A 26085-nucleotide genomic window follows, 5' to 3' on the forward strand; every position below is an offset into this window, starting at 1 on the left:
TTAAGCTTGCGGGGGCTGCAAAGCGCGTTGCAAAGAGCTAAGACTCACCTCCGCCACAATGGCTAGCAGAGCCACTGGGATCGCTCCCACCAGAAGGATAGCGTTATCGTAGAGGGCAAACCCTAATGTGATAAAAGTTCCTAACCCCCCCGCACCAATGAATGCGGCCAAGGTGGCACTGGCGATGACCTCAATCGTGGCGGTTTTAATGCCAGCTAAGACCACGGGTAATGCGAGAGGAATTTCAATTTGCCGCAAGACTTGACCAGAGGTCATGCCCATCCCGAAAGCTGCTTCTCGAATGGCTGGCTCAATCCCCCGAAATGCAACATCGGTGCTGATCAAAATGGGGGGCATGACCAAAGCGGTTAGGGCAATCACGGCAGAGCGAAAACTAAGACCAAAATAAGGGATCGCCAAAAATAAAATTGCTAAGCTAGGGATCACTCTGAGGCCATTAAAGCCATTGATGACCACTAATGAAAACGCCTGTGACCGAGAACTGAAAAAGCCCAAAGGCAACCCAAAAATCAGACCAATGACCAGAGGCACGGCTACCAATTGTAGGTGTTGAACAAGAGCCTGAAGCAGCATCTCGCTGTTGTTTTGGGCATAGCTGAGGGCGCGATTCAAAAGAGCCATAAGACATTAAAAATAAGAAAGATCACCAGATTGCATCCATTCGTTATCTACGTTATCTGGCCAACAAAGGGTGTGACCAGGATAACAGCCCTAGCATAGCACTTGAAGTAAAGTTAAAAAGCAGCTTGAAATGTTCAAAACTGTGAAGCTGAGATACAGATGGGATACAGACGTTATTGGGTTACTTTCTATGACACCCCGTGGCTTCAAACCTAAAGTTGGGCAGAACTCCAACCGCAGGGATCCCTTCCCCGATCCCAACTCCTCCACCATTAGCTTGGCTCCCTATGTGCGCACTTTACCGGTGGTCATTGATGCCATGTTAGATCTGGCTCAGGTGGGAAGTGAAGATACCCTCTACGACTTGGGCTGTGGGGATGGTCGGGTGCTGATACGGGCGGCCCAACGGTTCGGGACGCGGGGGGTAGGAGTCGATATCGACCCGGAGCGGATTCTCGAGGCTGAGCAACAGGCCCAGGCAGCAGGGGTACAGGATCGGGTGAACTTTCTTCAACAGGATCTGCTCACCTTGGATCTAGCCCCAGCGACCGTGGTGAGTTGTTATCTGCTGCCCCGCTCCAACCTATTGATTCGAGACAAACTCCGCTCGGAATTACAGGCTGGCGCTCGTCTGGTTACCCATTCGTTTGATATGGGGGATTGGATCCCGACCGCCACCACCACCGTATCGGATGTGATCAACACCTACACCATCTATCTTTGGCAGATTGAATCCCAACTCAGTCCTGGGGATCCCAATCCATAGCCTGCCAGAAGGCCGGGGACGGTTGGTGCAACACAATGCGGTTACCCTCGGGATCCACAAAATCCACCTCCTGCCCGTGAAAGTCCTGCCGAATCGGAGAAACAGCAATCCGATGGTCTTCTAGCAGCGCTTGGATTTCCGACAGGGATCCCTGGAGATCCTCCACCTGCAAACATAGACTCACAGCTCCCGCCTGGCCCACAAAATCCGGATGATGACTGCGATACAGGCCCAACCGCAATCCCGGTAGCCGAAACTCCACATAGACCGGATCCCCTGACGTGGGCAATTGAACCTGCGGCGGGATCCCCAGCAAAGACTGATAAAAGTGACAGAGGCGGGGCAAATCGGGGGTGGCCAGGCTAGTCAAAGCCGCAGGGATCCGCATCACCAGGAGAGTATCAGAGCCCCGATTCTAGCCCAATAGCTCGCCCACCTATGACCTGACTCGGGTGGCTACTGTTCGGCGAAAATTGAATGTGAATTGGAAACGCATCTCAATGCTGTTGCAGTTCTGTTACATGCAGCTTGCCTTCGTCGCAAGACCGATGTACACTGCGAGCACTAAACTCTAAAAGCCGACAGATTTACCGTAGAATAGAGGCTCAAATGCAAATGCCTATGTCTGCCCGAATCCCTGCTGCTCGGCCATCTGCTTGGGCTTCATCTCGGTCTGTTCCCTCCCCCGTTCCAGAGGCTCTGTATGGGATCCCTGGACTGGGGCAACAGCTATCCTTTCGGTCTTTGCTCTGCTGTCTGTTGGTTTGTCTGTGATGCGTTTGCGAGGTTGGTTCTGATGTCTTTCTCTTCAATGCTGCGCACCGCTACGCGATCGGTGCGCTCCTGGGTGACCCGTCACCTACGCCAGCTTCAGGCGGTACTCTTGGTTCTCCCTGTGGCTCTGCTGGGTCTGTCTCTAACTCATGCTCCTGCTCAACCTGCCAAAGCCGCCAGCGGGGTAGGGATCCAGTTTGTTTCCCCCGACTGGGTCAGTGCTCACGCCGAGGATGCCAACCTGCGCATTTTGGATGTGCGGATTGCACCTTTCGCCTATTTCAGTGGCCATATTCCCGGGGCGGTTCACATTCCCGACAACGCCTTCCGCGGCCCCGATGGCAAGTTGCCAGTGCAGTATTGGCCCAATGACAAACTGCAAAGCCTTTTCCAGCAGGTGGGGGTGACGGACGATAGCCAGGTGCTGATTTACTCCGATGGCAATGATGTCTTGGGGGCAACAATGGTGGCTTACTTGTTGGAACGGGCTGGACACCCAGGGGCGGCGGTGTTGAATGGTGGCTTTAAGGGCTATCAGGCGGCAGGCTTGCCGGTGACCAAGGAGTTCCCTGCTTACGAGCCGGGACGTTTTACCCTGAAGGATGATCCCTCCCTGCGGGTCACCTTGGAAGAGGTAAAAAATTTAATCGGCAAAGCAGGGGTGACCTTTGTGGATCCGCGCCCGGCGGATTTGTTTGCGGGTGATGTGGATATCTGGGCTCGCAACGGCCACATTCCCGGCGCTAAAAACATTCCCTGGCCCACCTTCACCATCGGCGAAGAGAACTTCCACCAGCTCAAGCCACTCGCGGAAATTCAAGCCCTTTTGGATGAACGGGGCGTGAAAAAAGAAGACCAAATCATTGTCACCTGCTCCACCGGACGGGAAGCGACTCTGCAATACGCGGTGCTGAAGTATCAGCTCGGCTACCCGAATGTGCGGGTTTATGAGGGATCCTGGACGGAATATCAACAGTCCGGCTTGCCTGTGGAAACCGGGCCTGGGGCTTAGGGCACTGGCCTCACTGAGCTTATGGATCGAAACAATCAACGATCTAAGCTGAATCCAGTGAATCCAGTCATGCAGCCAAGCTGAGGGGATCCCTTCGGCTTGGTTTTGCTTCGAAAGGTTGTGATGATAGCGGAGGTGAAATGCGGACACAATCGCTGACGAGATGGGTTTGGGTGGGCCTGTTGGGACTAGGACTGACCCTGGGTTGGGGGATCCCGGCACAAGCCAGTTGTAGCTACATTCCCGACTACAGCACCCAAGAGTATCGCCCCCTCCCTACCGTCACACCTGACCCCAGCGATCTGGATCCCGGTTTGGAGGCTCCCTCCCTCTCCGAGGATTCGGCCTCTGAAAGCAGGGATTCTGTCCCCCTGACGCGCAAGGAGCAGGGCAATTGGCTGCAACGACTCTGGCGTAACCTATTCGGCTAACCCGGTTTTGGGTTTCTCAGCCTCTTCTCAGAGGTATCGAGGAAGCTAGAACAGGTGGCGCTTTTTTGATCCTGTACCCCCCTTTTGCATTTCTTTTGCATGTAAGTTGGCAACCATGGTTTCTCTACAACTGGGATCCCCAGAGCGTTCTTCTCAGCCCCGGCCTCAGCGACGCGGTGTGATGCTGTTGCTGAGCGTGATGGTGGCTTTGAGTTTGGGCTTAGCCTCTTTCTATACCTGGCGACAGGGCAGTCTCTTTGCGATTGGCTGTCTGTTTGGCCTCACCCTCTATCACTCCAGTTTTGGTTTTGCTTCTTCTTACCGCAAGCTGATTGTGAGCGGACAGATCCAGGGCGTTTTGGCGCAGCTGCTGATGTTGGCGCTGGCCTCGCTGTTGTTTGCGCCTTTTTTGTTGACCCGATCTGCCCAGGGGGCAGTGGCTCCGGTGGGGTTACAGGGAGCGGTGGGTGCTTTCCTATTTGGGGTTGGTATGCAGTTGGGCAGTGGCTGCGCCTGTGGCACCCTCTACACGATTGGGGCTGGCAGCAGCATGATGCTCTTTACCTTAATTAGCTTTTGTCTCGGCTCTTTTTGGGCTTCTTTGCTGGATGGCTGGTGGAGCGGTTGGCCTCGTTTACAGCCCCACTCGTTTTTGGGGGATTGGGGGTTACCGGGGTTGTGGGTGCAACTGCTGCTGTTGGCAGGGATTGCTTGGGCTCTCTGGCAGTGGAAACGGCAAACTGCGCCCACTACTGAAACGGGATCCCTGCCCGAAGCAGAATTTAGCCTAGAGGCTTCGTTACCCCGCTGGCAACAGTGGATCTACGGCCCCTGGCCTTTGGTGGTGGGCGGTGTGGTGCTGGCAATTTTGAATACCCTCACCCTGTGGATTGCCGGTCGGCCCTGGGGCGTGACCTGGGGTTTTACCCTCTGGACGGCGAAATTGGCCCAGGCTTTGGGTTGGGATCCCCGTTCAACCACCTTCTGGAGTCAGGGATTTCCAGCTGAGGCTCTGCAACAAAATGTGTTTGCAGACATTACGTCTGTGATGAACCTGGGCATTATCCTCGGCTCCGCTTTGGCGGCCACTTTGGCAGGACGGATGGGGGTGCGCAAACCGCCCTCCCGCTTGGGGGTTATCGGTGCATTGTTGGGCGGGATCCTGATGGGCTTTGGGGCGCGGATGGCTTTTGGCTGTAATGTAGGGGCTTACTTCAGTGGCATTGCCTCCACCAGTTGGCACGGCTGGTTGTGGATCGGCTTTGCTCTATTGGGAACCCTACTCGGGATCCGGCTGCGTCCTTGGTTTCGTTTGCCCGGGTGACCTTGGATTAAGGGCAGGATCCATAGCAGACAAGGGGGATATCTCTCTAGCCCTGAATACCCACCGCTTCTGGCAGCGAAACTCGCAGGGCACTGAGAAAGTCTTCACTGCTGCATACCCAGCCGAAAAACTTCTCAACATTGGTCAAGGCCGTCTCCTTGAGAAGGGGTGGCCCCACTTGTGTTGTCGAGTCCGACAGCAGCAAGCAGAAGTACTCGCGGTGAAAAGCCTCCCGCAGAGTCGATTCCACACAGACATTGGTGGCAATACCCGTAAAGATCAGATTGCGGATCCCCCGTTGCCGCAGCAGCATGTCGAAGTCGGTGCCCGCAAAGGCGCTATAGCGAGTTTTCTGGAGGATGATATCCCCAGGTTGGGGTCTTAGGGCTTCGACAAAATCGTAGTCCCAGGTGCCCTTAATCAATAGCTGCCCAGACAATTGCGGTTGCTGACGCATCAGCTTCAGGGCGTTGGATTTGTACCAATTGGGGGATCCCGGCCCGCCCGCCTCTTGAAGTTGGGGATCCCAGCCATTTTGGGTAAAGATGATCGGTAGCTTCAGGGGGCGAACAGCCGCCAATACCCGACGGATCACCTCAATGACTGCGGGAGCCTCGCTGAGGTCACTGCCCAAAATATCTACATAGCCGCCCTTACTGGCGTAGGCATTTTGCATATCCACCACAATCAGGGCAGTCTCTTCCAGGTCGAAGGTGACGGGATCCGGTCGGCTGGGGATCACAATCGGGGTGGGCATGGCAAAGCTCCAACTGGGTTCACATATCGGGCATCGATCAGGCATCGATGTGGGCAATAGCAGCAATTTCCACCAGCAAATCCGGGCGCACCAGGTCTGCTTTCACCACGAACCGGGCCGGCAATACCCCTGGGAAATACTCCTTATAGACGGCGTTCATGCCCGGATAGTTGGCGTAGTCGGTCAAGAAAATATTGCAAAAGGCGATGTCCTCCATGGTTCCACCCGCTTCCGTGACCACGCTTTTGATCAGCTCCATCACCAGGCGAGTTTGGGCGCTAATGTCGGATCCCACGGTTTTGCCCTCCGGATCTAGAGCCAAGGTACCGGAGATATAGAGGGTGTTTCCCACCTTCACCCCCGGAGAATAGGGAGCAATGGCCGGATAACCGGCTGGGGCAATGGCAACCTTGGGCATAAGGGATCCCGAATCACGACAGGATCGCACTTTAGCGGGGCTTGGGATCTTCTACCGTTGGCTGGGATACAACTGCCGTTGATCAAAAAGGGAGAACACCTTTAACCTTTGTTTCATCGTGATCCCTGCTACCGGAAGGAACCCACCTCATCCCAGAAGATAACCGATGGGATCCGTCCAGAAGACGTTGGCAGGGCAAGAGAGCACATGGCATGGCAGAAGCAGACTGGGCTACGGGTGGTTTCACAGCATATCGGCTTATGAATCCCTTAATTCTTGTGTGTGGATTGGGCCGCACCGGTTTGAACATTTTTCGGCTTTTGCAGCAGCAGGGGGCACAGGGATCCCTGGTGCGAGGCATTAGCGATGTGCCCATCGAAGGCGAGAGTAATATCGTAATTGGGGATCCGCGACGGGCAGAAACCTTGATTGCCGCCGGTATTCAGCGGGCCCATACACTGGTGCTAGCGGGGGCGGATCACACGCTAAACTTGGCCATTCTCACCCAGGCACGAGTCCTGAACCCCCGTATCCGCATTATTGACCGCATTTTGGATGCCCACCTGGGGGAACACCTGGACCAGATTTTGCCGGATCATTTCACCCTCAGTGTCGCCGCTTTGGCCGCCCCCATTTTCACCTTTGCTGCCTTGGGGAGCCGAGCGATTGGGCAATTGCAACTGTTTGACCAAACCTGGCCGATTCACGAGGAGGTGATCACGCCAGATCATCCCTGGTGTGGACGACGCATGAACGAGTTTTGGGACAACCGAGAGCGGATGCTAATCTACTATCTCTCCACTCGGGATCCCATCGATTTGGTGTCGGCGGTGATTCAAGAACGGGTTTTGCAACCGGGGGATCGGCTGTTGGTTGGCAATAAGCCCGCACAGGTGTTTCGTCGTCGGCCCTGGCAAGAACGCCTGCGCAAGCTCTGGAAAGGGATCCAACGGCTGCAACACCACGACCAACCGATCCTGGCGGTGACCCTGACCCTCTTGCTCACCATTTTCCTGGCTACCTGTACCTATCTGGCGGTGAACCTGGATACCTCGTTTGTGGATGCCTTGTATTTTTCGGTGGGGATGATCACCGGAGCCGGGGGCAAAGAAGAAGTAGCGGAAGCGGCTCCGGCGGGGATCAAAGTCTTTACAGCTGTGATGATGTTGGTCGGGGCAGGCATTATCGGCATTTGCTACGCCCTACTCAACGATTTCATCTTGGGATCCCGGTTGCGGCAGGTGTGGGATGTGGCGCGGGCGCCTCAGCGGGGCCATTTCATCATCTGTGGCCTGGGGGGGATTGGCATCAATATTGCCAGCCAGTTGCAGTCCAGCGGCTATGAGGTGGTGGTGATCGAGCGGGATAGTGAGTGTCGCTTTTTGAGTAGTGCGCGGGAGCAACGGATCCCGGTGTTCATTGCCGATGCCAGTTTGTCGGATACCCTCAGTGCGGCCCATATTCAACAGGCAGAAGCCCTGATCGCCGTCACCAGTAACGATACCGTGAACCTGCAAGTGGCTTTAGCAGCGAAGGGGTTGGCACCGCGTATCCCAGTGGTGGTGCGCACTCACGATCCAGACTTTGCTCGGCAGGTGCAGCAGGTGTTTGAGTTCGAGGCGGTTCTCAGCCCAGCGGAGTTGGTGGCACCGACCTTTGCAGCGGCAGCTTTGGGGGGCAAAATTTTGGGCAATGGTTTGGTGGGTAACCAGCTTTGGGTAGCTTTGGGCACATTGGTCACCCGCAACCATAGCTTTTTGGGCCGGCAAATTAAAGAGCTCGCGGCAGCGGTGGATCTGGTGCCCCTTTACATTGAACGGGCCACAGGCCATATTCATGGCTGGGAATTGCTGATCACGGCTTTGCAAGAAGGGGATGTGCTCTACCTAACGATCCCGGCAGCGCAGTTGGATCATCTGTGGCGCTCGACCTCCAGCTCAACCCATCCTCAGCATCGAGAACGGGATCCCCAATTTTTCAGTCAAATGGAGGGTTTGGCTGAAGCTTGACGGTCTTCAATCCGAGAGACTTACATCGACTCGGGGGCGCTTAATCCGAGAATGCCCGTGAGCAAGTTAAACAAAACTTGGCGAGTGGCCTGAACCAACTGAATTCGGGCCTGTGCCAAAACGGGATCCTCCTGCAACAGCGGCAAAATGCGGCAGTTGTCGTAAAACTTATTGAAATCGGTAGCAACCGCTTCTGTGTAGCGAATGATTTTATGGGGAGCACGTTCTTCGGCAGCGGCAATTAATTCATCCGGCAAAGCCAGCAGGCGCAGCAACAGGGTGCGTTCTTCCGGTTCTTTGTAGGGAAGTCGTGCTTGCTCGGTTAGAGATACCTTCTCGCTCAGTTCTACTTTTTCTTCTTCTTGTAATCGCCGCAACAGGGTACAACAACGGGCATGGCTGTAGTGGACGTACACCACTGGGTTATCGAAAGTTTGTTTGACAGCCAAGTCCAAGTCGAAATTGATCGGGCTATCCATGCTATTGCTGAGCAAAAACCAGCGGGTAGCATCTGCTCCCACTCCAATCTCAGGATCCTCAATCAGATCATTTAAGGAGACAAAGTTGCCGGTGCGCTTGGACATGCGCACTTCGGTTTTCTCACCTGTTTCTGGATCCGTCTTAAATAACTTGACAAATTGACCGATTAAAATCTCCAACTTAACATCCAAGCTAAAAGCTCCCACCGCCGCATTCAAGCGGCCCACATATCCATGGTGATCGGAGCCGAGGATGTTGATCAGTCGTTGATACCCCCGCCGTACTTTGTCTCGGTGATAAGCAATATCTGCCGCCAGATAGGTTACGGATCCATCCGCCTTTTGCACGACCCGATCTTTGTCATCCCCAAACTCTTGGGTCTTGAAATAGAGGGCTTCTTCAGCATCGGGTTTGGGCTCCTCACCGCGGGGCGCTTTGGCCCTGTAGAGAAAGCCATACGCTTGCAGCTCTTGCAAGGATTGTTGAATGGCACTGAGGCCCGTCTCGGGATCGGGGGTATGTAGGCGGCGCTCGCTAAACCATTGTTCAAATTCCGTTTTCAGTTGCCGCAGGGTCTCTTTTTGCCAAGTGAGCATTTCTCCATAGGCAAAATCGGTATATTCCTCCAAGGTGGTGGGTAGGGAGCGGATCCCGGCTTTCACTTGATCTAGCAGCCGCTGCGCCACATCGATCAGATAAGTCCCCCGATAGGCATCATCGGGCAATGGGATCGCTTCTCCCTGGAGTTGTTTCACCCGCACCGCCAAGGACTTACCCAAGATCTGCATTTGGTTGCCGGCATCGTTGATATAAAATTCCCGCTCCACCTGATGCCCTGTCCAGCGCAGCAGATTGGCCAACGTAGAACCCACAGCTGCCCAGCGCCCATGGCCCACATGCAAAGGCCCCGTCGGATTCGCGGAGACAAACTCCAGCAGGATGCGCTCCGGGTGAGGTGCGGGGGTTTTGCCAAACTCTCCTCCCAGCGTGAGTAATTCCTGTAAGCGCTCGGCCAAAAAGGGATCCCTAAGGCGGAAATTGATGAACCCGGCTCCCGCCACGCTGGTTTCGATGTGGGGTAAATCAAGATGCTTACAGAGGATATCGGCTATTTGGGCCGGAGCCATACCACAGAGCTTCTTCATGCCCAGGGCGGTTGGACAGGCATAGTCGCCGTAGCGGGTATCGTTGGGAATCTGAATCACCGGTGTGATTTGGACGGTTTGGTCGCAAGTCAGGGATCCCAGTTGGCCGGCTTCTGCCGCCCGTTGAATGGCTTCTGAGACCGCAGCAGTGAGAAACCGAATCAGAGAGGTGGACTGGGGTTGAGTTGCCATAGTGAACAAGTTAAAAGGGGATGGAGGAAGAAAAGATGCCAGCCTGCATGCTGCGGACTTCCATCAGCGTCTCAGTTAGGGTGACTTCCATTCGTTCCAGCCTATTTTCGCTCATGACAGTAGTGTCCTCCGTTTTTATTCCCCTCACTTTTGTGGCTGGGGTCTACGGCATGAACTTTAACCCTGAGCGCTCCCCCTTGAATATGCCGGAGCTAGATGCCTACTGGGGATACCCACTTTGCCTACTGGCCATGGTCTGCATGGGTGGACTACAGATCTTCTGGTTCTGGCGTAAGGGCTGGTTTGAAAATTTCTCTGCCCCCAAGCGGGATCCCTCAACCTAAAGGATCGGATCCCCTGGCTTGCAAGGAAGGATCATTCTCTCACTGCACAAAGGTATCCCTGAATACAAAAGTCTGGCTGCACCCTGCTAAGTTTACTGTTTGTTATCGTTGACTCATTTTTTGCCGCATTTCCGGTGCGGATCCCTCCTGAGCTAGGTACTGTGGAGCTTACCGATATGTCAATCCCGAAATCGTCGCGTCGCCAATTCATTCAATCTGCTGCTGCGGCTGCCTCTCTTATTGCTGCTGGAGGGTACGGCTTACAAGCTAAGGCCCAGAGCCGAGGCCCTGTTCTTGTTTCCCAAGGACTGGCCCCGCTAAAGTACACCCTCTCGTGGCTGCCCTCCTCCATGGACACTCCCCTCGTCACTGCGATCACGAAGGGGTACTTTGCCGATAACGGTGTTGAGGTAACCTACGAGCGTGGCTTTGGGTCTGCCGATTCCATCACCAAGATTGCGGCAGGTCAATACGATTTGGGAGAGGGGGATCCCTACTCCATGATCGAGTTCAATGCCAAGAACCCCGATGTGCCTTTGGTGGCCATTTACGTCCATTTCAACCGCTCTCCCTTCGGCATCTACACGCTAGAAGGCAGGGGTATTACAGAACCTAGCCAACTCGTCGGCAAGAGGTTGGGAGCTCCGGCGGGGGATGCGCCGCGGCGTCTCTGGCCTGTGTTTGCCAGGCAAGTTGGCATTGATCCGGGCTCGGTGGAATGGCTGACCATGGAGCCACAACTGCGGGAGCCGTTCCTCATTCAAGGTCGGGTGGATGCCATCAGCGGCTTTATGACCTCGGCCATGCCCAATCTTGTGCGGGGCGGTGTCAGCCTAAATGATATTACTCCCTTCTTCTACAATGACTATGGCCTCGATTTGTATGGAAATGCCATCATCACTCGGGTTGAATTGCTACAGGAGAAACCCGAAGAACTGAAAGGCTTCTTGAATGGGTATGTGAAGGGCTGGCAAGATACCATCCGCGACACCGACCGTAATATGTTTGCCCTTTTGGATAAAGCCAAGGCCGATGGGCAGGTACTGGATACCACCATCGAGAAATTGCGCCTCACCCTGGCGATGCCCCGATTGTTCGTAACCGATGAAGTGCGGGAAATTGGTCTAGGAGATGTGGTGCCCTCTCGTATGGAATCCTCCATTGCCCAAGTGGTGGATGGGTTTGGTTTGCCCACTAAGCCCTCTCTTGAGCAGGTGTTTGATGGTAGCCTGTTGCCGCCAAAATCAGAACGGATGATCAGCTGATTTCAAGTCGATTTCACATTTGATGCAAATGGGTTGTCAGGTTAGCATCTACCTCAATCTTTACCAACTTGAGGTAGATGCTTTGCCAGATCACTAAACCACAAAGTTGACCAATTTTTTGGGTACCACGATCACCTTTTTGGGCATCGCTCCATCCAAGTATTTCTGGGCAACTTCTGATGTCAGAGCTAGCTTCTCCTGTTCCTCTTGGGTCACCTCTGAAGGGGCTTCAAAACTGCCGCGCAATTTGCCATTCACCTGAATCACAATTGTGACCGTATCGGCGATCAAGGCCGCCGGATCGTAACTGGGCCAGGTTTGTTTGTGCACCGAGTCCGTACCGCCTAGCTGCTGCCACAATTCCTCGGCAATGTGAGGGGCAAAGGGGGCCATCAACAAAACGAGGGTGCGGATCCCGTCGGCATACACCGGTGAGTCCAAAATGGTTGCCTCATTGAGGGCATTGCTCAGCTTCATCAGCTCAGAAATGGCGGTGTTGAACTGATAGCCCTCCTCAATATCCTCACTAATTTCTTTGATGGCGGTGTGTACGGCGCGGCGTAGATCTTTTTCCAGTTTGTTTAGGGTGGTGGGGGTAATCTCAGCTTGGAGCAAATCCCGGAAGTTGGGCTGTTCCACAAAGTCATGAACGATTCGCCAGACGCGGTTGAGAAAGCGAAACTGACCCTCCACATCTGCATCATCCCATTCCAAATCTTTCTCGGGCGGAGCCTTGAATAGGATGAACATGCGGGCGGTATCGGCGCCGTAGTGGGCCAGCACATCCTCGGGATCCACCCCATTGCCCTTGGATTTGGACATGGTGGCGTAGATGACTTCCAAGGGTTCACCCGTTTCCGGATCCCTGGGATCCTCGGGATCCTTCACCAGGGCAGCAGGGATCCATTTGTCTTTGCCCCCCTTGTTGGGGTTGAAATAGGTGAGGCCCTGCACCATGCCCTGGGTGAGCAGGCGGGAGAAGGGCTCATCAAAATCCAGCAGCCCCCGATCCCGCAACACTTTGGTGAAAAAGCGGGAGTAGAGCAAGTGCAAGATGGCGTGTTCAATGCCGCCCACATATTGATCGACGGGCAGCCAGCCATTCACCTGGTCCTTGCGGAAGATGGCCTGGTCATTGCGGGCATCACTGAAGCGGAGGAAATACCAGGAGGAGCAAATGAAGGTATCCATCGTGTCGGTTTCCCGGCGGGCATCCCCACCACAGGTGGGGCACTTCACTTTGACCCACTCCTCCATCTGGGCCAAGGGGGATCCACCGCGACCGCTCAACTCGACATCTTCCGGCAAAAGCACTGGCAGATCCTCCTCTGGCACGGGTACAATGCCGCACTCCGGGCAGTGAATCACCGGGATCGGGCAACCCCAGTAGCGTTGCCGTGAGATTAGCCAGTCCCGCAGGCGGTAGTTGATCTGCTTTTCTCCTAGACCCTGCTCCTCCAACCAAGCAATGGCTTTTTCCACGCTTTGGCCGGGGCCTTTCCCGGCAGGGATCCCGTTGAGAGGGCCGGAGTGGATCATCACCCCTTCCCCCGGCCAGGCGGTTTCCAAATCCTCGGCTGAGGTCAGCGAACCATCCGGCGGCTGCACCACCAGCTTGATGGGGATACCAAATTTGCGGGCAAAGTCGAAGTCCCGTTGGTCGTGGGCGGGGACAGCCATGATTGCGCCGGTGCCATAGCCCATCAACACATAGTCCGCAATCCAGATGGGGATCCGCTCTTGGTTGACCGGATTGATGGCATAGGATCCCGTCCACACCCCGGTTTTTTCCCGGTCTTCGGCGGTGCGATCGATCTCACTTCTGGCGGCAGCTTGAGCTTGGTAGGCTTGGACAGCCGCGGCTTGCTCGGGGGTCGTGAGGCTCTCCACCAGGGGATGCTCCGGCGACAACACCATGAAGGTGGCCCCCCAAAGGGTGTCGGGCCGGGTGGTGAAAACGGGCAGCTCGTCCCCTGCTTCGGTTTTGAAAATCACCTTGGCTCCAACGGACTGGCCGATCCAGTTCTCCTGCATGGTGCGCACCCGCTCCGGCCAGCCGGAGAGCTTCTCTAAGTCGGCCAAGAGCTGATCGGCGTAGTCGGTGATTTTGAAAAACCATTGCTTCAACATCCGCTTTTCCACCAGAGCCCCGGAACGCCAGGAGCGGCCCTCGGCGTCCACTTGCTCGTTGGCCAGCACGGTTTGATCAACAGGATCCCAGTTCACCGCTGCTTCTTTTTGGTAGGCCAGACCGGCGGCCAAAAATTGCAAGAAGATCCACTGCGTCCACTTGTAATAGTCGGGGGAGCAACTGGTGACTTCGCGCTCCCAGTCATAGGAGAGGCCGAGGCGCTGCAACTGATCCCGCATCTGGGCAATATTCTCGTAGGTCCACTTAGCGGGCGGGATCCCGCGGTCGATGGCGGCATTTTCGGCGGGCAGCCCAAAGGCATCCCACCCCATCGGGTGCAACACCGCATAGCCCTGCATCCGTTTGTGGCGGGCGATCACATCGGTGATGGAATAGTTGCGCACATGCCCCATGTGCAACTTGCCGCTGGGGTAAGGGAACATCGACAGGGCATAGAATTTGCGCATCCCCTCTTGCAGCTCTGGGGTGCGATCCAGACCCGTTTCACGCCAATAGGCTTGCCACTTGCTTTCAATGGCTTGGGGGTTGTATCGCGCGTCCACTTTCAATACTCCTGTGGAAAAAGGCTCTCCGGATCCCTACTGCAGGGGATAGAAGCATTGTAACGGTTGCACCCGGCCCTTGCGGGGATTCTCAGGCTCACCTCAATGCCCATCCAGCTTCCCCATGGACAAGAGCTTTAAGCCCAAAAAACTCCCCCAAAATGAGGGAGCTAAGGCACAACATTAAGGGTTAACAATCAAAGGAGGATCCCTGAGTCAAGATCAAGCAAGATCAACAGGTCTATTAATAAGTCTCCTCGTGCCATCTATCCGCTCTCTTCAGCTCCTTCTGGAACTTGCTCCAGTCCTGCCCGGCTTGTTCTGCCAGAGGGGCCATGAAGCTATTGATACCGTCTTCCATGCCCTTGAGGCCACAGATGTAGGTGTAGGTATTGGGCTTTTGCAGCATCTCCCACAGCTCCGACCCATATTCCGCCATGCGGTTCTGCACGTACATCTTTTTGCCATCGGCGGTTTGCTGCTCGCGGCTAATGGCGTAATCCACCCGGAAGCGATCCCCATATTGAGCTTTCCAGGCTTCTAGATCCCCTTGGTAGAGCAGAGTGGAGCTGGTGGGTACCCCGAAGAACAACCAAATGTTGCCCTGGTAGTTGGGATCCTCCTCAAACAGGTGCTTGATAAAGGCGCGGAAAGGGGCAATACCTGTACCAGTGGCGATCAGGATTAGGTTGGCAGTCTCATCTTCGGGCAACAGGAACGTTTTCCCGGAAGGCCCTGTGATCATTACTTCGTCGCCCGCTTTCAGATCGGTGAGGAAGCCAGAACAGACGCCAACTCCGGGTTCCCCGGTGTCTTTGTCCACATGCTCGGCCCGCTTTACACTCAGAGAAACGGTGCGCCCTTGGCCATCATCCCCAAATCGGGTGGAGGCAATCGAGTAGAGGCGAGGCTTGTGGGGTTTGCCTTTGGCATCTTCGCCAGGGGGGATAATGCCAACGCTTTGGCCTTCGAGATACTTGTATCTGGGATCCGGCAAGCTCAGCACGATATGTTTGGTCAAGCCGGGTGCCCCTTCGCCCACGATGGAGTAGGTCTCCACACATTGGCCGATCATGGGCGCGTTGGGACGGTACAGATTGACAACAATCTCTTGCTTTTCTGCGCTAGCAACCATAACTGCGATCTTCTCCTGGCTTTGGGAGGAAATTCCATAGCAAACACCTTAGCAGCCTCTTTGCCGCAACGGATCTGAAAGAGGCCAGCACGAACGAGGCTAGGACAGCCGCCATCTGTCGATCCTGAGAGGGAGAATCCTGAAGAAAGCCCTCTTGACCCAATCCGCCAGCAGAAAATATGCATTTTTTGTTAAATTATTCCTTAGGGCAGTTCCCCCTCTGGCCCGCAAGTGGGTTGTGGTGTAACGGCTTGGTTTGGTATCATGCAGAACCGTAACAGAGCGTAACTTTTTTGGCGATTCTTCTCATTTTTGCCCTGCCCATCCCCAAGGAGTTCTCATGGCAAGCAGTCCTGATCGCGTTGTGATGATTGGTGTCGCCGGAGATTCTGGCTGCGGTAAATCGACGTTTTTGCGTCGGCTGGGGGATTTGTTCGGTCGGGACCTGATTACGACAATCTGTCTAGACGACTACCACTCCTTGGATCGCTATCAGCGCAAAGAGAAGGGTATTACGGCACTGGATCCCCGCGCCAACAACTTCGACCTGATGTACGAGCAGGCTAAGGCCCTGAAAAATGGCCAAAGCGTGATGAAGCCGATTTACAACCACGAGACCGGCCTGATTGACCCGCCGGAGTTGGTGGAGCCGAATCACATCATCGTGCTGGAAGGTTTGCACCCTCTGTACGATGAGCGGGTACGGGAGCTGCTGGACTTCAAGGTGTATTTGGATTTGGCCCCTGAAATTAAAGTGGCCTGGAAAGTGCAACGGGATATGGCGGAACGGGGCCACACCTACGAGGATGTGTTGCGCTCGATTGAGGCGCGTCGTCCCGATTTTGAAGCTTATATCGATGTGCAGAAGCAGTATGCCGATGTGGTGATCGAAGTTTTGCCAACTAAGCTGCTGCCGGAGCTAGATCCAGAGCACAAGGTATTGCGGGTACGGCTGATCCAACGGGAAGGGGTGAACTACTTTGACCATGCCTATTTGTTTGACGAAGGCTCTACGATCGACTGGATCCCTTGCGGCAAGAAGCTGACCTGCTCTTATCCTGGCATTCGACTCCACTACGGTCCTTCTAGCTATTTCGACCATCCCGTTTCGATTTTGGAGATCGACGGTACCTTCGACAAACTGGAGGAAGTGGTCTACATCGAGAATCATTTGAGTAATCTTTCTACCCACTACTACGGTGAGCTGACGGAGCTGCTGCGCAAACACCCGGAATATCCGGGATCCCGTAATGGCTCTGGATTGATTCAGGTGTTGGTGGGTCTGAAGCTGCGCTCGGTCTATGAGAAAATTCGGGCGGAAGAGAAAGAGCTGGCGGTGGCTTCCTAGTTCTCATTCCTCTCTCCTCCCAGGGACTTCTACAGGTACATTGGTGCGGGTCGGTGGGTTGTCCCCCAAAAAGTCTGGAGGGTCACTGGCGGGGATCCACGACAAGGGGTTGGGCTATGCAGGGGTTCCAGTTGGAGATCTTCCCAGAGGGATCCGCGTTTATTCAGCGAGCCATCCAGATCTGGCAGCAGCTCGCGGCCACAGCGATCCAAGAGCGGGGTCGTTTTATGGTGGCCTTGGCGGGAGGAAGCACCCCCAAGAAGCTGTATGCCGCCTTGGCGGAAACCGACGGGATCCCTTGGCAGAACATTTGGCTGATTTGGGGGGATGAGCGCTACGTTCCCCCGGATCACCCGGATAGCAATTACCGCATGGTGCGGCAGGCCCTGTTGGAACGGGTGGGGATCCCGGCAGAGCAAGTGTTGCCTATGCCCACTCAGGCGGGGGATCCGGCCCAGGATGCCAGCCAGTACGAGGCTCAACTCAAGCAGGTATTCCGTCAGGAATCCAGCGGAGATTGGCCGCAGCTGGACTTGGTTCTGCTAGGCATTGGGGAAGATGGCCATACGGCCTCATTGTTTCCGGGCACAGAGGCTCTCCAGGTGCAGGATCGCTGGGTCACGGTGGGTCAAAAAGATGGGGAGCCGCGTTTGACCTTGACCTACCCTGTTCTCAACCAAGCGACACAGGTGGTGTTTTTGGTCACGGGAGCCAACAAAGCCCCGATCTTGAAAGAGGTGCTAACCACCGAGGCTCATTTGCCCTGCCAGGGCGTGAATCCTAGAGGACGCTTGCTGTGGTTGTTGGATGCGGCGGCAGCGGCCCAACTGCCCCTGCAAATGGCTTTGAGGAAGGCTTGAGAGGACAACCAACTCGGCTTGTTTATCCCATCGACTGGAATCTGGCTGACTTCGGGAGGGGCTAGCTCTTTGGAATGGAGCCAGATGAGGAAGAAGGGGATTTCTCTTGAGGGGCTTGTTCTTTATCCACCAGGGGTTTGGCCGAGTAAAGGGTAAATGATTTTACGGAAGAAAGGGATCCCGCCCCAGCTTTTTGGATGAGTCGGGATCCAATCATGCACAACTGACACATGGCTAGACCTTTAGTTTTTCCGAATCACATAGTAATCATTCATGATGTCGTGGGGCAATTCATGGAGAATGACCGAAGTGAACCCTGCCTCCTGTAAAAGTTGCTTGGCCTGTTCCCGTCCCCACATGGTTCCTAAGCCTACTCCTCCTGCTGCCAAAGACACTGACATGCAGTGCATACAGGAAATGGTGTAGAGAAAAGGCGCAAGCGGGTGCTCCATATTGCCATCCACCTGAGTGGTAGCTCGGATGTCTTGCATCAGATAAACTCCATCGGGGCGAAGCGCGCGGTAGATCCTTTTCAGAACTTGATCGGGTCTTGCTTGATCATGAACAGCATCAAAAGTGGTGATGAAGTCATAGGACTCTGGCTCATCGAACTGAGTGGTGTCCTGGACCTCATAACGAACGTTGGTGGCATTCACGCGTTCGGCCTCAGCATTGGCAAACTCAATTGCATCCGAGTTTAAGTCGTAGCCCCTAAAACGGCTGTTGGGGTAAAGACGAGCCATTTTCAGTAGGGCTTTGCCACGTCCACATCCCACATCCAATACATCAATACCCTGTTGCAGAGCTGTTTGAACCTCCGGAATCAGAGGCAAAATATGCTCTTCAAGAGCTTCTACAATATTCAGATTGCTATCTTCGGCCATAACCTGATGAAAGCGGCCATATTCTGAGTAGTTAACACCCCCTCCTTGATGGAAACAAGTGATGATCTTCTCCTCAACTGAGGCTAGGACAGGAATATATTGGGCATAGGTTGCAAAGTTAGCAGCTCCAGCAGCACGAGTGAGAAAAGCGGCATGTTCTGGGGGTAGCAAATAGGTGCGATCCAAGCTGTCATACTCGACAACTCGGGCGGTTACCAACGCATTCAACCATTCTCGGACATAGCGTTCCTGCAAGTTGGCGGCATCTGCGATCTGTTGGCTAGAGGATTTGGGCAGGGATCCCATAATGTCGAATAGCTGCGTCTGATGGCCAACCGACATCATTAAAATCAAAGCTGCATGATTGAGTGCGGTGAGAGCATGTTCTGCAAAAGCGTCTGCTTTCTCTTGGGCAAAAGCAACTTGAGTATCGGACATGTTGACTCTCCTATTGGGATGAATTGGGACAGGATGCGGTGAACCTTGATGGCTATGAAGCACATCGAGTTTCCGCAAAAGTAGGAAGTTTCCTGAGGACGTCGGTAGCACGTAAACCCATAGTGATGCACGTCAGAACGGCCATTGAGGGCAGGGATCCTGTTGCACAGGGCTAGGGGGTGAGTGGAAAGTTGTTTATACCAACTGGTTTGTATAGTATCTGGGATCCTCTCGTCAGATCAAGGCTTTTGGATAAAGAAATGTAAATCGCGTCCATTAGCTCCTCTGTGGAAGGGTTTTTTGGGCTGTAGTTGCCTTCTCCGGCAGAAGACCCATCTTGAACAGACTAGATGGTTTGTATGGTAGAGTGGGACTGAGGGGATCCCGATCGGGTTTGGGAGTGCTCCTGCGACCTGAATGGGCGGGTTATGGTTTCTGCCCGAATCCGACCGACACCCCAAGCTCTGAATTGCAGGTGTGAGGTTGTCAATCAGCAGCTGACTTTTCAAAAACTATTGATTGGCGAACTCAAAAGCGAGAAATTGACCGATGGCAAAAAATGGCGCTCAAACCAAAACCACCATTTTGGATGCAGCTCATCAGTTGGTACTGGGGTATGGGCTGGCTGGCACTTCCATTGATATGGTTTTGGAAAAAGCTGGGATCACCAAAGGAGCTTTTTTTTATCACTTCAAGAGTAAGATCGAACTAGCGAAAGCTTTAGTAGATCGCTACGCCAATCAGGATGCCGCACATTTGGATAGTCAGCTGGAGCGGGCAGAAAAGCTCAGCCGGGATCCCTTGGAACAGGTACTGATTTTGGTGGGACTGTTTATCGAAGAAGCTGAGCAGATTTCTGAGCCAGGGGCAGGATGTCTGTATGCCTCTTATGTCTATGAGTTTGAGGGGTTGGATGCTGAAATCCGTACCCTTTCTGCTCATGCGCTGCTGCGTTGGCGAGACAAATTGGGTCGAAAATTTGAGGAGGTGATGGCGCTTTATCCACCTCGGCTACCCGTCAGTGCTCAAGATCTGGCGGATGCATTGGTGTCTGTTTTTGAGGGATCCTTTATTATGATCCGGGTTTTGCAGGAACCTCAGCAAATGAAGCAGCAACTCACCCATTATCGCAATTATATTGAGTTGTTGTTTCGTCCCACCCTGGCCTCGTAGTGGATTTGAAAAAACCTTTCCCCACCTGAGGGTCAAATAGGATCAATAGGATCAATATGAACATTCCCTCTCTGAACAAAGAGACGATTGATGCCATTCTCAGCGGCGAGTTGCCTGATGACACTGTCAATGCCCTAGTGCTGCAATCCCTGGGCTTTCGGTATGACAAAGCCCACCAAACCTGGGATCCCTCGGAGGCTGATCCTGCTTGGCAAGGGGAAGGGATCCCGCACGTTATCAAGAACCGCCCCGACAGCGTGAAACTGACCCGTTCCATCGCCCCGGAAAACAAGCAACTGCTCAAGGAGGTGTTAGGCTTTGCGGGCTACAAAATTCATGAGCTTACCCCTCAAAAGACACGCCGTGCCACGGCTGCGAACTGGCTGCTGGGGGTGTTATTGGCTCAAGGTGAGACTTCCCAATCTGATTTTATGGGTTGTGAGGGGCAGTTACAGGGAACTGTAGAGAAAGACCTAGACATGAAAAGGGATCACCAACAAGGGAAGCAATGCCAACCCGAACCAGGCCCATCCCCCCATTCTCAAGCTGGGTGAGGGTTCCTCTGGGGCCTCCTGTAATAGGGCATCGATGCGTTCCTGCAGCCGTTGTCCGAAGTCGGGTTGCACTTCCAGGGCAAAACCTACCCACCCGGCTGTCGAGGGTTCGATGACACCATAGCCCACCACCTGCAACAGGGCCTCTCCCAACACCAAGGGATCCACCCGTTGCGCCGCCCAGCGATCCGCCCGCAACTCCCGCAAGGTCAGCAATTCTTGCCAAAGGGCCTCAGTATGAGGTAGCCACTGAGTCAGTCGCCGCAACCAACCCAACCCAAACATCCACAGGGTATCGCGGTAATAACGATGGGCTTCTTCATGGGCCAGTACCGCCTGCAAGTGTTCCTGATCCAATTGTTGCAATAGGCCACGACTCACCACCAGCTGGGATCGCCATACCCCCACCTGAGCGGCAAAGGGGGCCTCCAGATCCAAAACATAGGCTGGGGATGGGGATCCCTCAGATCCCTGCAAGTTGAGTTCAGTCAGGGCTTGTAGGCGGGTTCGCCGACAGGAGCGTCCGTACTCCCAAACCCAGTGCAGAGCGACGCCCGCCGCCAACACCAATAATGCTAGAGCACAGCCATAGCAAAACCAGCCGCCAGTACCTGCCATTTGCCCCCACGGCCCCATCCAAGCCAAGGCCAGGGCCGTCATCACCAAAAACAAAGGGGGCACCAGAAAATGAATCCAAGCCCACTGCCAGCGCTGTGACCAAGTGCTGCGAGAATCGATGCGCACCTGGGCTCGCCACAGCCAACTGAGGCCCAACCCCAACAGCAACATCCCCAAATGGATCATTGTGGATCCCTCCTGGCCTGACGGGCTGCCCGCAACCGTTCGGCAATGGCCTGCAACTGAGACACGCTGGCCTGATCCAGGCTATCGGCAAAAGCAGCGACGGTATCGGGATCCCCGACCGCCAAAAACTCTTGCAACTGGGTAAAGGCTCTGAGGCTGGTGGCTTCTTGACGGGAGAGCCGGGGCCGCCACAACATTGGCAAATTCCGCCCATCGGCATCGGTACGGCGCTCGCAACTCACCCAACCCTTCTGGCTGAGGCGCTGCAAAACTGTGGTCACAGAGGCATAAGCCAGTTCTCGATCCGGATCGGCCAAAATCTGCTCGTGAATCTGGCGGGTGCTGGCGCTGCCCAACTCCCACAAAATGTCGAGTATTTCCGATTCTAGGGGACCTAGCGAAAGCTGTTTGGGTCGATGCTTCGGCAACATGCACTCTGCCCATCAGGGATCCCTCCTAGAATAACCCGTTGGCCCTGAATCCCTGAGGCTATGGGGATAAGTTAAGCTCAAGAATGGCTGTTCCCATTTTCCTGCATGTCTGCTCCGACCTACCACACGATTACCTTCGGCTGTCAAATGAACCGAGCCGATAGCGAACGGATGGCCGGGATCCTAGAATCTCTGGGCTATGTGGCCACTGACGATGAGCGGCAAGCGGACTTGGTTCTCTACAACACCTGCACCATCCGGGATAACGCTGAACAGAAGGTGTATTCCTACCTGGGCATTCAAGCGCAGCGCAAACGGCAAAACCCGGCCATCAAGCTCATTGTGGCCGGCTGTGTCGCTCAGCAGGAAGGGGAAAAACTGCTGCGGCGGGTGCCAGAACTGGATTTGGTGATGGGGCCACAATACGTGAATCGGCTAGGGGATCTGCTGGCTCAGGTGGAAGCCGGACATCAGGTGGTGGCCACCGACCCAATCGAGATCCCGGAAGACATTACTAAGCCCCGCCGCGACAGTCAAGTCACCGCCTGGGTGAATGTGATCTACGGTTGCAACGAGCGCTGTACCTACTGCATTGTGCCCAGTGTGCGGGGTTTGGAGCAATCCCGCCAACCGCAGGCGATCCGGGCCGAAATTGAAGAGGTTGCCCAAGCGGGCTACCGTGAGGTGACTTTATTGGGGCAAAACATTGATGCCTATGGGCGGGATTTGGATCCCAAAGTCAACTTGGCTCAGCTGCTGCGCTACATACACGATGTAGAGGGGATTCAACGGATCCGCTTTGCCACCAGCCACCCCCGCTACTTTACTGAGGAGCTAATCGCCACCTGTGCTGAGTTGTCCAAGGTGTGTGAACACTTCCACATCCCCTTCCAAGCGGGAAACAATGAAGTTCTGAAACGGATGCGGCGGGGTTACACCCGCGAGCGGTACCGCCAGATCATCGACTTAATCCGCCAATATATGCCGGAAGCGGCCATCAGTGCCGATGCGATTGTTGGCTTTCCGGGGGAGACGGAAGCCCAGTTTCAAGAAACGCTGCAACTGGTGCAAGAGATTGGTTTTGACCAGCTCAATACGGCGGCCTACTCGCCGCGTCCGGGTACTCCGGCTGCCGATTGGCCCGATCAAGTTCCCGAAGAGGAAAAAAGCGATCGCCTGCAACGGCTCAACCGCTTGGTGACCGAAGTGGCAGCTGCCCGCAATGCCCGCCTCTTGGGTCAAGTGCAAGAGGTGTTGGTGGAGGGATCCAACCCCAAACAGCCGGGCCAAGTAATGGGGCGTACCCGTGGCAATCGCTTGGTGTTCTTTGAGGGGGATCCCGAACAGCTGAAGGGATCCCTGGTGCCGGTCAAGATTACCGCTACCCGTGCGTTTTCCTTAACCGGTGAGGCATGGCTCCAGCCCCCGCAAGGGGTGGAGTTCAAACACCACTCGCTCTACTTCTCCCACTCGTAGAAGTGAGGGACTGACGCGGTTTCGTTCAGGTGAAGATTAAACCGGCAACGCCTGTTGGTGTTCGCGTCAGCGGTGCAGAGCACTTTGTTGCTGTAGCCGTTCGGGGGACAGTGGGCCTTGAATGTGATCCCAAGGCAAGGGATCCCCAGGGATCCAATCGCTGTGAACGTAGTATTCCAAAGGGGGAAGCTGCCCCTTGAGTTCCTTAAAAGCCCGTTTATAGCTCCCCAAAGACTCCCCAAACTTGCGCACCAAGGTCAACACTTTGCCTACCCGGCGATCCCCCCTTGAGATCAAGGCTTGAATCACCGACCAACTGTAACTTTCTGGGCGAAACTCTATCCCAAGGGGGCGCAACTGTTTTTGGAAAAACTGCAATTTTTTCTCCGCTTGCGGATCCACGCCATACCACTGAAAGGGGGTATGGGCCTTGGGGACAAAGGTACTGCAACCGAAGGTGAAGCGCAGGCGGGGAGCAACCTGCTTGAGCGCTTTGAAGAGGGCCACGGTTTGCTCCAAATCCGCTTGCGTTTCTGCCGGGATCCCGACCATGCCGTAGAACTTCATGCCCCCTAACCCACCCGCCTGTGCATGGGTTGCCGCCGCTAGGATCTCCTCGTTGTGGAGCTTTTTATGGATGATTTGCCGCAGCTGCTCTGAGCCACTTTCAATCGCCACCGTAATGGACTTGCTGCCCCGACTGGACAAGACTTGGGCTAGGCGAGAGGTCACCGTACCCGTCCGCACCGAGGCCAGGCTGAGGCGAACGTGGGCCAAGCGATCTTGAGCCAAATACTCCAACACCTCCTCGAACTGCGGATGCTGGGTAACCGAAGCCCCCAACAGGCCAATCCGGTTCGTTACTTGTAGCCCCCGTTCCAATGCTGGCAGCAAGTGCCCCTCTACATCGGCCACGCGAAAGGGCAAGGTCAGGTAACTGGCTAAGCAAAAGCGGCACATCTCCGGGCAACTGCGCACCACCTCCAGCATGTAGATGTTTTCCCAGGCGGCTTTGGGAGTGACCACCGTGGAAACCGAGAGGGTATTGCCGCGAAAGGTGTGTTTGCGGATCGTATCCGGGATCCCTGCTTCCTTCGGAAGGATCCTCTCCACAGGGCCGGTTGGTTCCTGATAATGGGGTTCGTAAAGGCTGGGCACATAGATCCCCGGCACCTGAGCCAGAGCCTGTAACTTTTGAGTCCGGGATCCCCCCCGCACCCGTTGGTAAGCCTGGATCAAGGCATCGACCAATCCTTCCCCATCCCCCAACAGGATGACATCGAAGAAGTCGGCAAACGGTTCTGGATTGGCGGTTAAAACAGGGCCGCCCCCAAAAATCAGCGGATCCGACTCACCCCGTTCCTGCGCCTGAATCGGGATCCCATGCTGTTCCAACAGGGCGAGAATATTCACATAATCCAGCTCCCACGACAGCGAAAAGCCAAACAGCTCCGGTTGTTGGGGCAAAGACTCGGATACATCCGTGAACAGGCGGCTGACGGCCACATCCCCACGGCTGGCCAGCAGGCTCCAGATCACCTGATAGCCCAGACTGGTAATGCCCACCGAATAGGTATTGGGAAAGGCATACACCAGCGGCACCGCATCCGCAGCCGGTGTGGCAGGGGTAAACAGGAGGTGTTCAAAGTCAAACTCTGATCTGGCCAAGGGATCCCACTGCTAATATTTCGATTCCGTTTCGATTGGCTTGCCTTTTCTACCTTAGTCCCAGTTTCGAGGGTTGATGGGACTTTCCAATGGCAGGATCAAAGAGAATCCCCCTGAGACCCCATTCCCAAGAGCCAACCCATGACCTCCGCCCTCAACCAGCGCATTCGCAACTTTTATGATGCTTCTTCGGGCCTGTGGGAGCAGGTGTGGGGAGAGCACATGCACCACGGCTATTACGAAGCGGGGCAAGCGGGCAAAGGACGGCGGCAGGCGCAAATAGCCCTCATCGACAAGGTGATCGAGTGGGGCCAGATTGGGGATCCGCAGCCGCCCAAGCAGATTCTCGATCTCGGCTGTGGCATTGGCGGCAGCAGCCTAGTCTTGGCACAACGCTTCGGTGCCCAAGTAACGGGTATTACCCTCAGTCCTGTCCAAGCCCAGCGGGCCCAGGAACGGGCCAAGGCGGCTGGATTCAGCTCACAGGTGCAGTTTCAGGTGGCGGATGCTCTGCACATGCCGTTCGCGTCCGACACTTTTGATCTGGTGTGGTCTTTGGAAAGCGGCGAACACATGCCGGATAAGCGGCAATTTTTGGCGGAATGTTGGCGGGTGTTGCAACCGGGTGGACAGGTGATGGTGGTTACTTGGTGCCACCGTGAGGGATCCCTGAGTCCGCAGGAACAACGCCATTTGCAGAAAATCTACGATGTCTACTGCTTGCCCTACGTGATCAGCCTGTCGGAATACGTTCACCTGGCTGAGCAGGTGGGGTTTGGGCAAATTCGCCAGACCGATTGGTCGGAACGGGTGGCTCCCTTTTGGGATGAGGTGATCACCTCTGCTCTTGATTGGCGCTGGATCCCGGGCTTACTGCGGAGTGGCTGGGGTACCCTCCGGGCAGCCCTGGGGTTGGGCCTGATGCGTCGCGGCTATGCCAGTGGCTTGGTGCGCTTTGGGCTCCTGAGCGGATTCAAACCGGAACGGTAGGCTATTTCACTTTGCTGAACCATCAATCTGCTGATGGGTGACAGAGATGGAGTAGTCCTCCAGGATCCGAT

23 protein-coding genes and 1 pseudogene are annotated in these 26085 nt (G+C 55.0%); 13 read left to right on the forward strand and 11 right to left on the reverse strand.

All coding sequences use genetic code 11. From position 1 onward, the window contains the following. Positions 1–642: an ABC transporter permease gene (locus JX360_RS09515; protein ID WP_244350425.1), complete on the reverse strand. Its 642-nt coding sequence runs from the start codon at positions 640–642 to the stop codon at positions 1–3. Between the two features lie 190 nt (positions 643–832). Between JX360_RS09515 and JX360_RS09520 the strand changes: the two genes are divergently transcribed. After that, entirely contained in the window at positions 833–1408 is a 576-nt protein-coding gene (locus JX360_RS09520; RefSeq protein WP_244350426.1) for an SAM-dependent methyltransferase, read from the forward strand. Here the strand turns inward: JX360_RS09520 and JX360_RS09525 are convergent. Further along, positions 1383–1796, reverse strand: a complete 414-nt coding sequence (locus JX360_RS09525) for a VOC family protein (protein ID WP_244350464.1) — start codon at positions 1794–1796, stop codon at positions 1383–1385. The genes JX360_RS09520 and JX360_RS09525 overlap by 26 nt on opposite strands. Before the next feature lie 408 nt (positions 1797–2204). On the opposite strand from JX360_RS09525, the gene JX360_RS09530 reads away from it, so the two are divergent. From JX360_RS09530 to JX360_RS09540, 3 genes are all read left to right on the forward strand, one after another. Beyond that, complete coding sequence (locus JX360_RS09530) at positions 2205–3194, forward strand: sulfurtransferase (protein WP_244350427.1); 990 nt, start codon at positions 2205–2207, stop codon at positions 3192–3194. A 140-nt stretch (positions 3195–3334) separates the two neighbouring features. Continuing rightward, complete coding sequence (locus JX360_RS09535) at positions 3335–3625, forward strand: hypothetical protein (protein WP_244350428.1); 291 nt, start codon at positions 3335–3337, stop codon at positions 3623–3625. Between the two features lie 115 nt (positions 3626–3740). After that, on the forward strand, positions 3741–4949 hold the full coding sequence (locus JX360_RS09540) for a YeeE/YedE family protein (protein ID WP_244350429.1): 1209 nt from the start codon (positions 3741–3743) through the stop codon (positions 4947–4949). Positions 4950–4995: 46 nt separating this feature from the next. Here JX360_RS09540 and JX360_RS09545 read toward each other — a convergent pair whose 3' ends face one another. Together JX360_RS09545 and JX360_RS09550 are read right to left on the reverse strand one after the other, a co-directional pair. Next, entirely contained in the window at positions 4996–5706 is a 711-nt protein-coding gene (locus JX360_RS09545) for an isochorismatase family protein (RefSeq protein ID WP_244350430.1), read from the reverse strand. A gap of 37 nt (positions 5707–5743) precedes the next feature. Further along, positions 5744–6124 carry a Rid family hydrolase gene (locus JX360_RS09550; RefSeq protein ID WP_244350431.1) on the reverse strand — a complete coding sequence of 127 codons (381 nt, stop codon included), beginning with the start codon at positions 6122–6124 and terminating at the stop codon, positions 5744–5746. 260 nt (positions 6125–6384) lie between these two features. On the opposite strand from JX360_RS09550, the gene JX360_RS09555 reads away from it, so the two are divergent. Next, on the forward strand, positions 6385–8133 hold the full coding sequence (locus tag JX360_RS09555) for an NAD-binding protein (RefSeq protein WP_244350432.1): 1749 nt from the start codon (positions 6385–6387) through the stop codon (positions 8131–8133). Between the two features lie 20 nt (positions 8134–8153). Here JX360_RS09555 and argS read toward each other — a convergent pair whose 3' ends face one another. Beyond that, a complete protein-coding gene (argS, locus tag JX360_RS09560; RefSeq protein WP_244350433.1) occupies positions 8154–9950 on the reverse strand; it encodes an arginine--tRNA ligase in 1797 nt (598 codons plus the stop codon). Between the two features lie 35 nt (positions 9951–9985). Here argS and JX360_RS09565 point away from each other — a divergent pair, with 35 nt between their 5' ends. Then, a complete protein-coding gene (locus tag JX360_RS09565; protein ID WP_244350434.1) occupies positions 9986–10294 on the forward strand; it encodes a CorA family divalent cation transporter in 309 nt (102 codons plus the stop codon). Positions 10295–10470: 176 nt separating this feature from the next. Beyond that, complete coding sequence (locus tag JX360_RS09570) at positions 10471–11559, forward strand: ABC transporter substrate-binding protein (protein WP_244350435.1); 1089 nt, start codon at positions 10471–10473, stop codon at positions 11557–11559. Positions 11560–11652: 93 nt separating this feature from the next. On the opposite strand, the gene leuS is transcribed toward JX360_RS09570, so the two are convergent. Together leuS and JX360_RS09580 are read right to left on the reverse strand one after the other, a co-directional pair. Beyond that, positions 11653–14253: a leucine--tRNA ligase gene (gene leuS / locus JX360_RS09575; RefSeq protein ID WP_244350436.1), complete on the reverse strand. Its 2601-nt coding sequence runs from the start codon at positions 14251–14253 to the stop codon at positions 11653–11655. A gap of 244 nt (positions 14254–14497) precedes the next feature. Next, entirely contained in the window at positions 14498–15388 is an 891-nt protein-coding gene (locus tag JX360_RS09580; RefSeq protein ID WP_244350437.1) for a ferredoxin reductase domain-containing protein, read from the reverse strand. Between the two features lie 340 nt (positions 15389–15728). On the opposite strand from JX360_RS09580, the gene JX360_RS09585 reads away from it, so the two are divergent. Next, positions 15729–16736 carry a phosphoribulokinase gene (locus JX360_RS09585; RefSeq protein WP_244350438.1) on the forward strand — a complete coding sequence of 336 codons (1008 nt, stop codon included), beginning with the start codon at positions 15729–15731 and terminating at the stop codon, positions 16734–16736. Between the two features lie 116 nt (positions 16737–16852). After that, the gene (gene pgl, locus JX360_RS09590) at positions 16853–17596 is read left to right on the forward strand and encodes a 6-phosphogluconolactonase (RefSeq protein ID WP_279611402.1); all 744 of its coding nucleotides are present in this window, start codon (positions 16853–16855) and stop codon (positions 17594–17596) included. Between the two features lie 242 nt (positions 17597–17838). Here the strand turns inward: pgl and JX360_RS09595 are convergent, their stop codons facing one another. Continuing rightward, a complete protein-coding gene (locus JX360_RS09595; protein ID WP_244350440.1) occupies positions 17839–18918 on the reverse strand; it encodes a class I SAM-dependent methyltransferase in 1080 nt (359 codons plus the stop codon). A 549-nt stretch (positions 18919–19467) separates the two neighbouring features. Between JX360_RS09595 and JX360_RS09600 the strand changes: the two genes are divergently transcribed. Together JX360_RS09600 and JX360_RS09605 are read left to right on the forward strand one after the other, a co-directional pair. After that, a complete protein-coding gene (locus JX360_RS09600; RefSeq protein ID WP_244350441.1) occupies positions 19468–20091 on the forward strand; it encodes a TetR/AcrR family transcriptional regulator in 624 nt (207 codons plus the stop codon). 56 nt (positions 20092–20147) lie between these two features. Continuing rightward, a pseudogene (locus JX360_RS09605) lies at positions 20148–20489 on the forward strand (DUF1823 family protein); the annotation flags it as partial. A 75-nt stretch (positions 20490–20564) separates the two neighbouring features. Here JX360_RS09605 and JX360_RS09610 read toward each other — a convergent pair. Continuing rightward, positions 20565–21449 carry a M56 family metallopeptidase gene (locus JX360_RS09610; RefSeq protein WP_244350443.1) on the reverse strand — a complete coding sequence of 295 codons (885 nt, stop codon included), beginning with the start codon at positions 21447–21449 and terminating at the stop codon, positions 20565–20567. Beyond that, positions 21446–21880 (reverse strand): BlaI/MecI/CopY family transcriptional regulator, encoded by a 435-nt coding sequence (locus tag JX360_RS09615; protein ID WP_244350444.1) that lies wholly within the window; start codon positions 21878–21880, stop codon positions 21446–21448. The genes JX360_RS09610 and JX360_RS09615 overlap by 4 nt, the downstream gene beginning before the upstream one ends. 105 nt (positions 21881–21985) lie before the next feature. Between JX360_RS09615 and miaB the strand changes: the two genes are divergently transcribed. Further along, the gene (miaB, locus tag JX360_RS09620; RefSeq protein ID WP_244350445.1) at positions 21986–23356 is read left to right on the forward strand and encodes a tRNA (N6-isopentenyl adenosine(37)-C2)-methylthiotransferase MiaB; all 1371 of its coding nucleotides are present in this window, start codon (positions 21986–21988) and stop codon (positions 23354–23356) included. Between the two features lie 66 nt (positions 23357–23422). On the opposite strand, the gene JX360_RS09625 is transcribed toward miaB, so the two are convergent. Next, positions 23423–25024 (reverse strand): B12-binding domain-containing radical SAM protein, encoded by a 1602-nt coding sequence (locus JX360_RS09625; protein WP_244350446.1) that lies wholly within the window; start codon positions 25022–25024, stop codon positions 23423–23425. A gap of 141 nt (positions 25025–25165) precedes the next feature. Between JX360_RS09625 and JX360_RS09630 the strand changes: the two genes are divergently transcribed. After that, on the forward strand, positions 25166–26014 hold the full coding sequence (locus JX360_RS09630; RefSeq protein ID WP_244350447.1) for a methyltransferase domain-containing protein: 849 nt from the start codon (positions 25166–25168) through the stop codon (positions 26012–26014). Positions 26015–26085: the final 71 nt, after the last annotated feature.

Origin of the sequence: Thermostichus vulcanus str. 'Rupite' (genome assembly GCF_022848905.1) — a bacterium.
GTDB lineage: Bacteria > Cyanobacteriota > Cyanobacteriia > Thermostichales > Thermostichaceae > Thermostichus > Thermostichus vulcanus_A.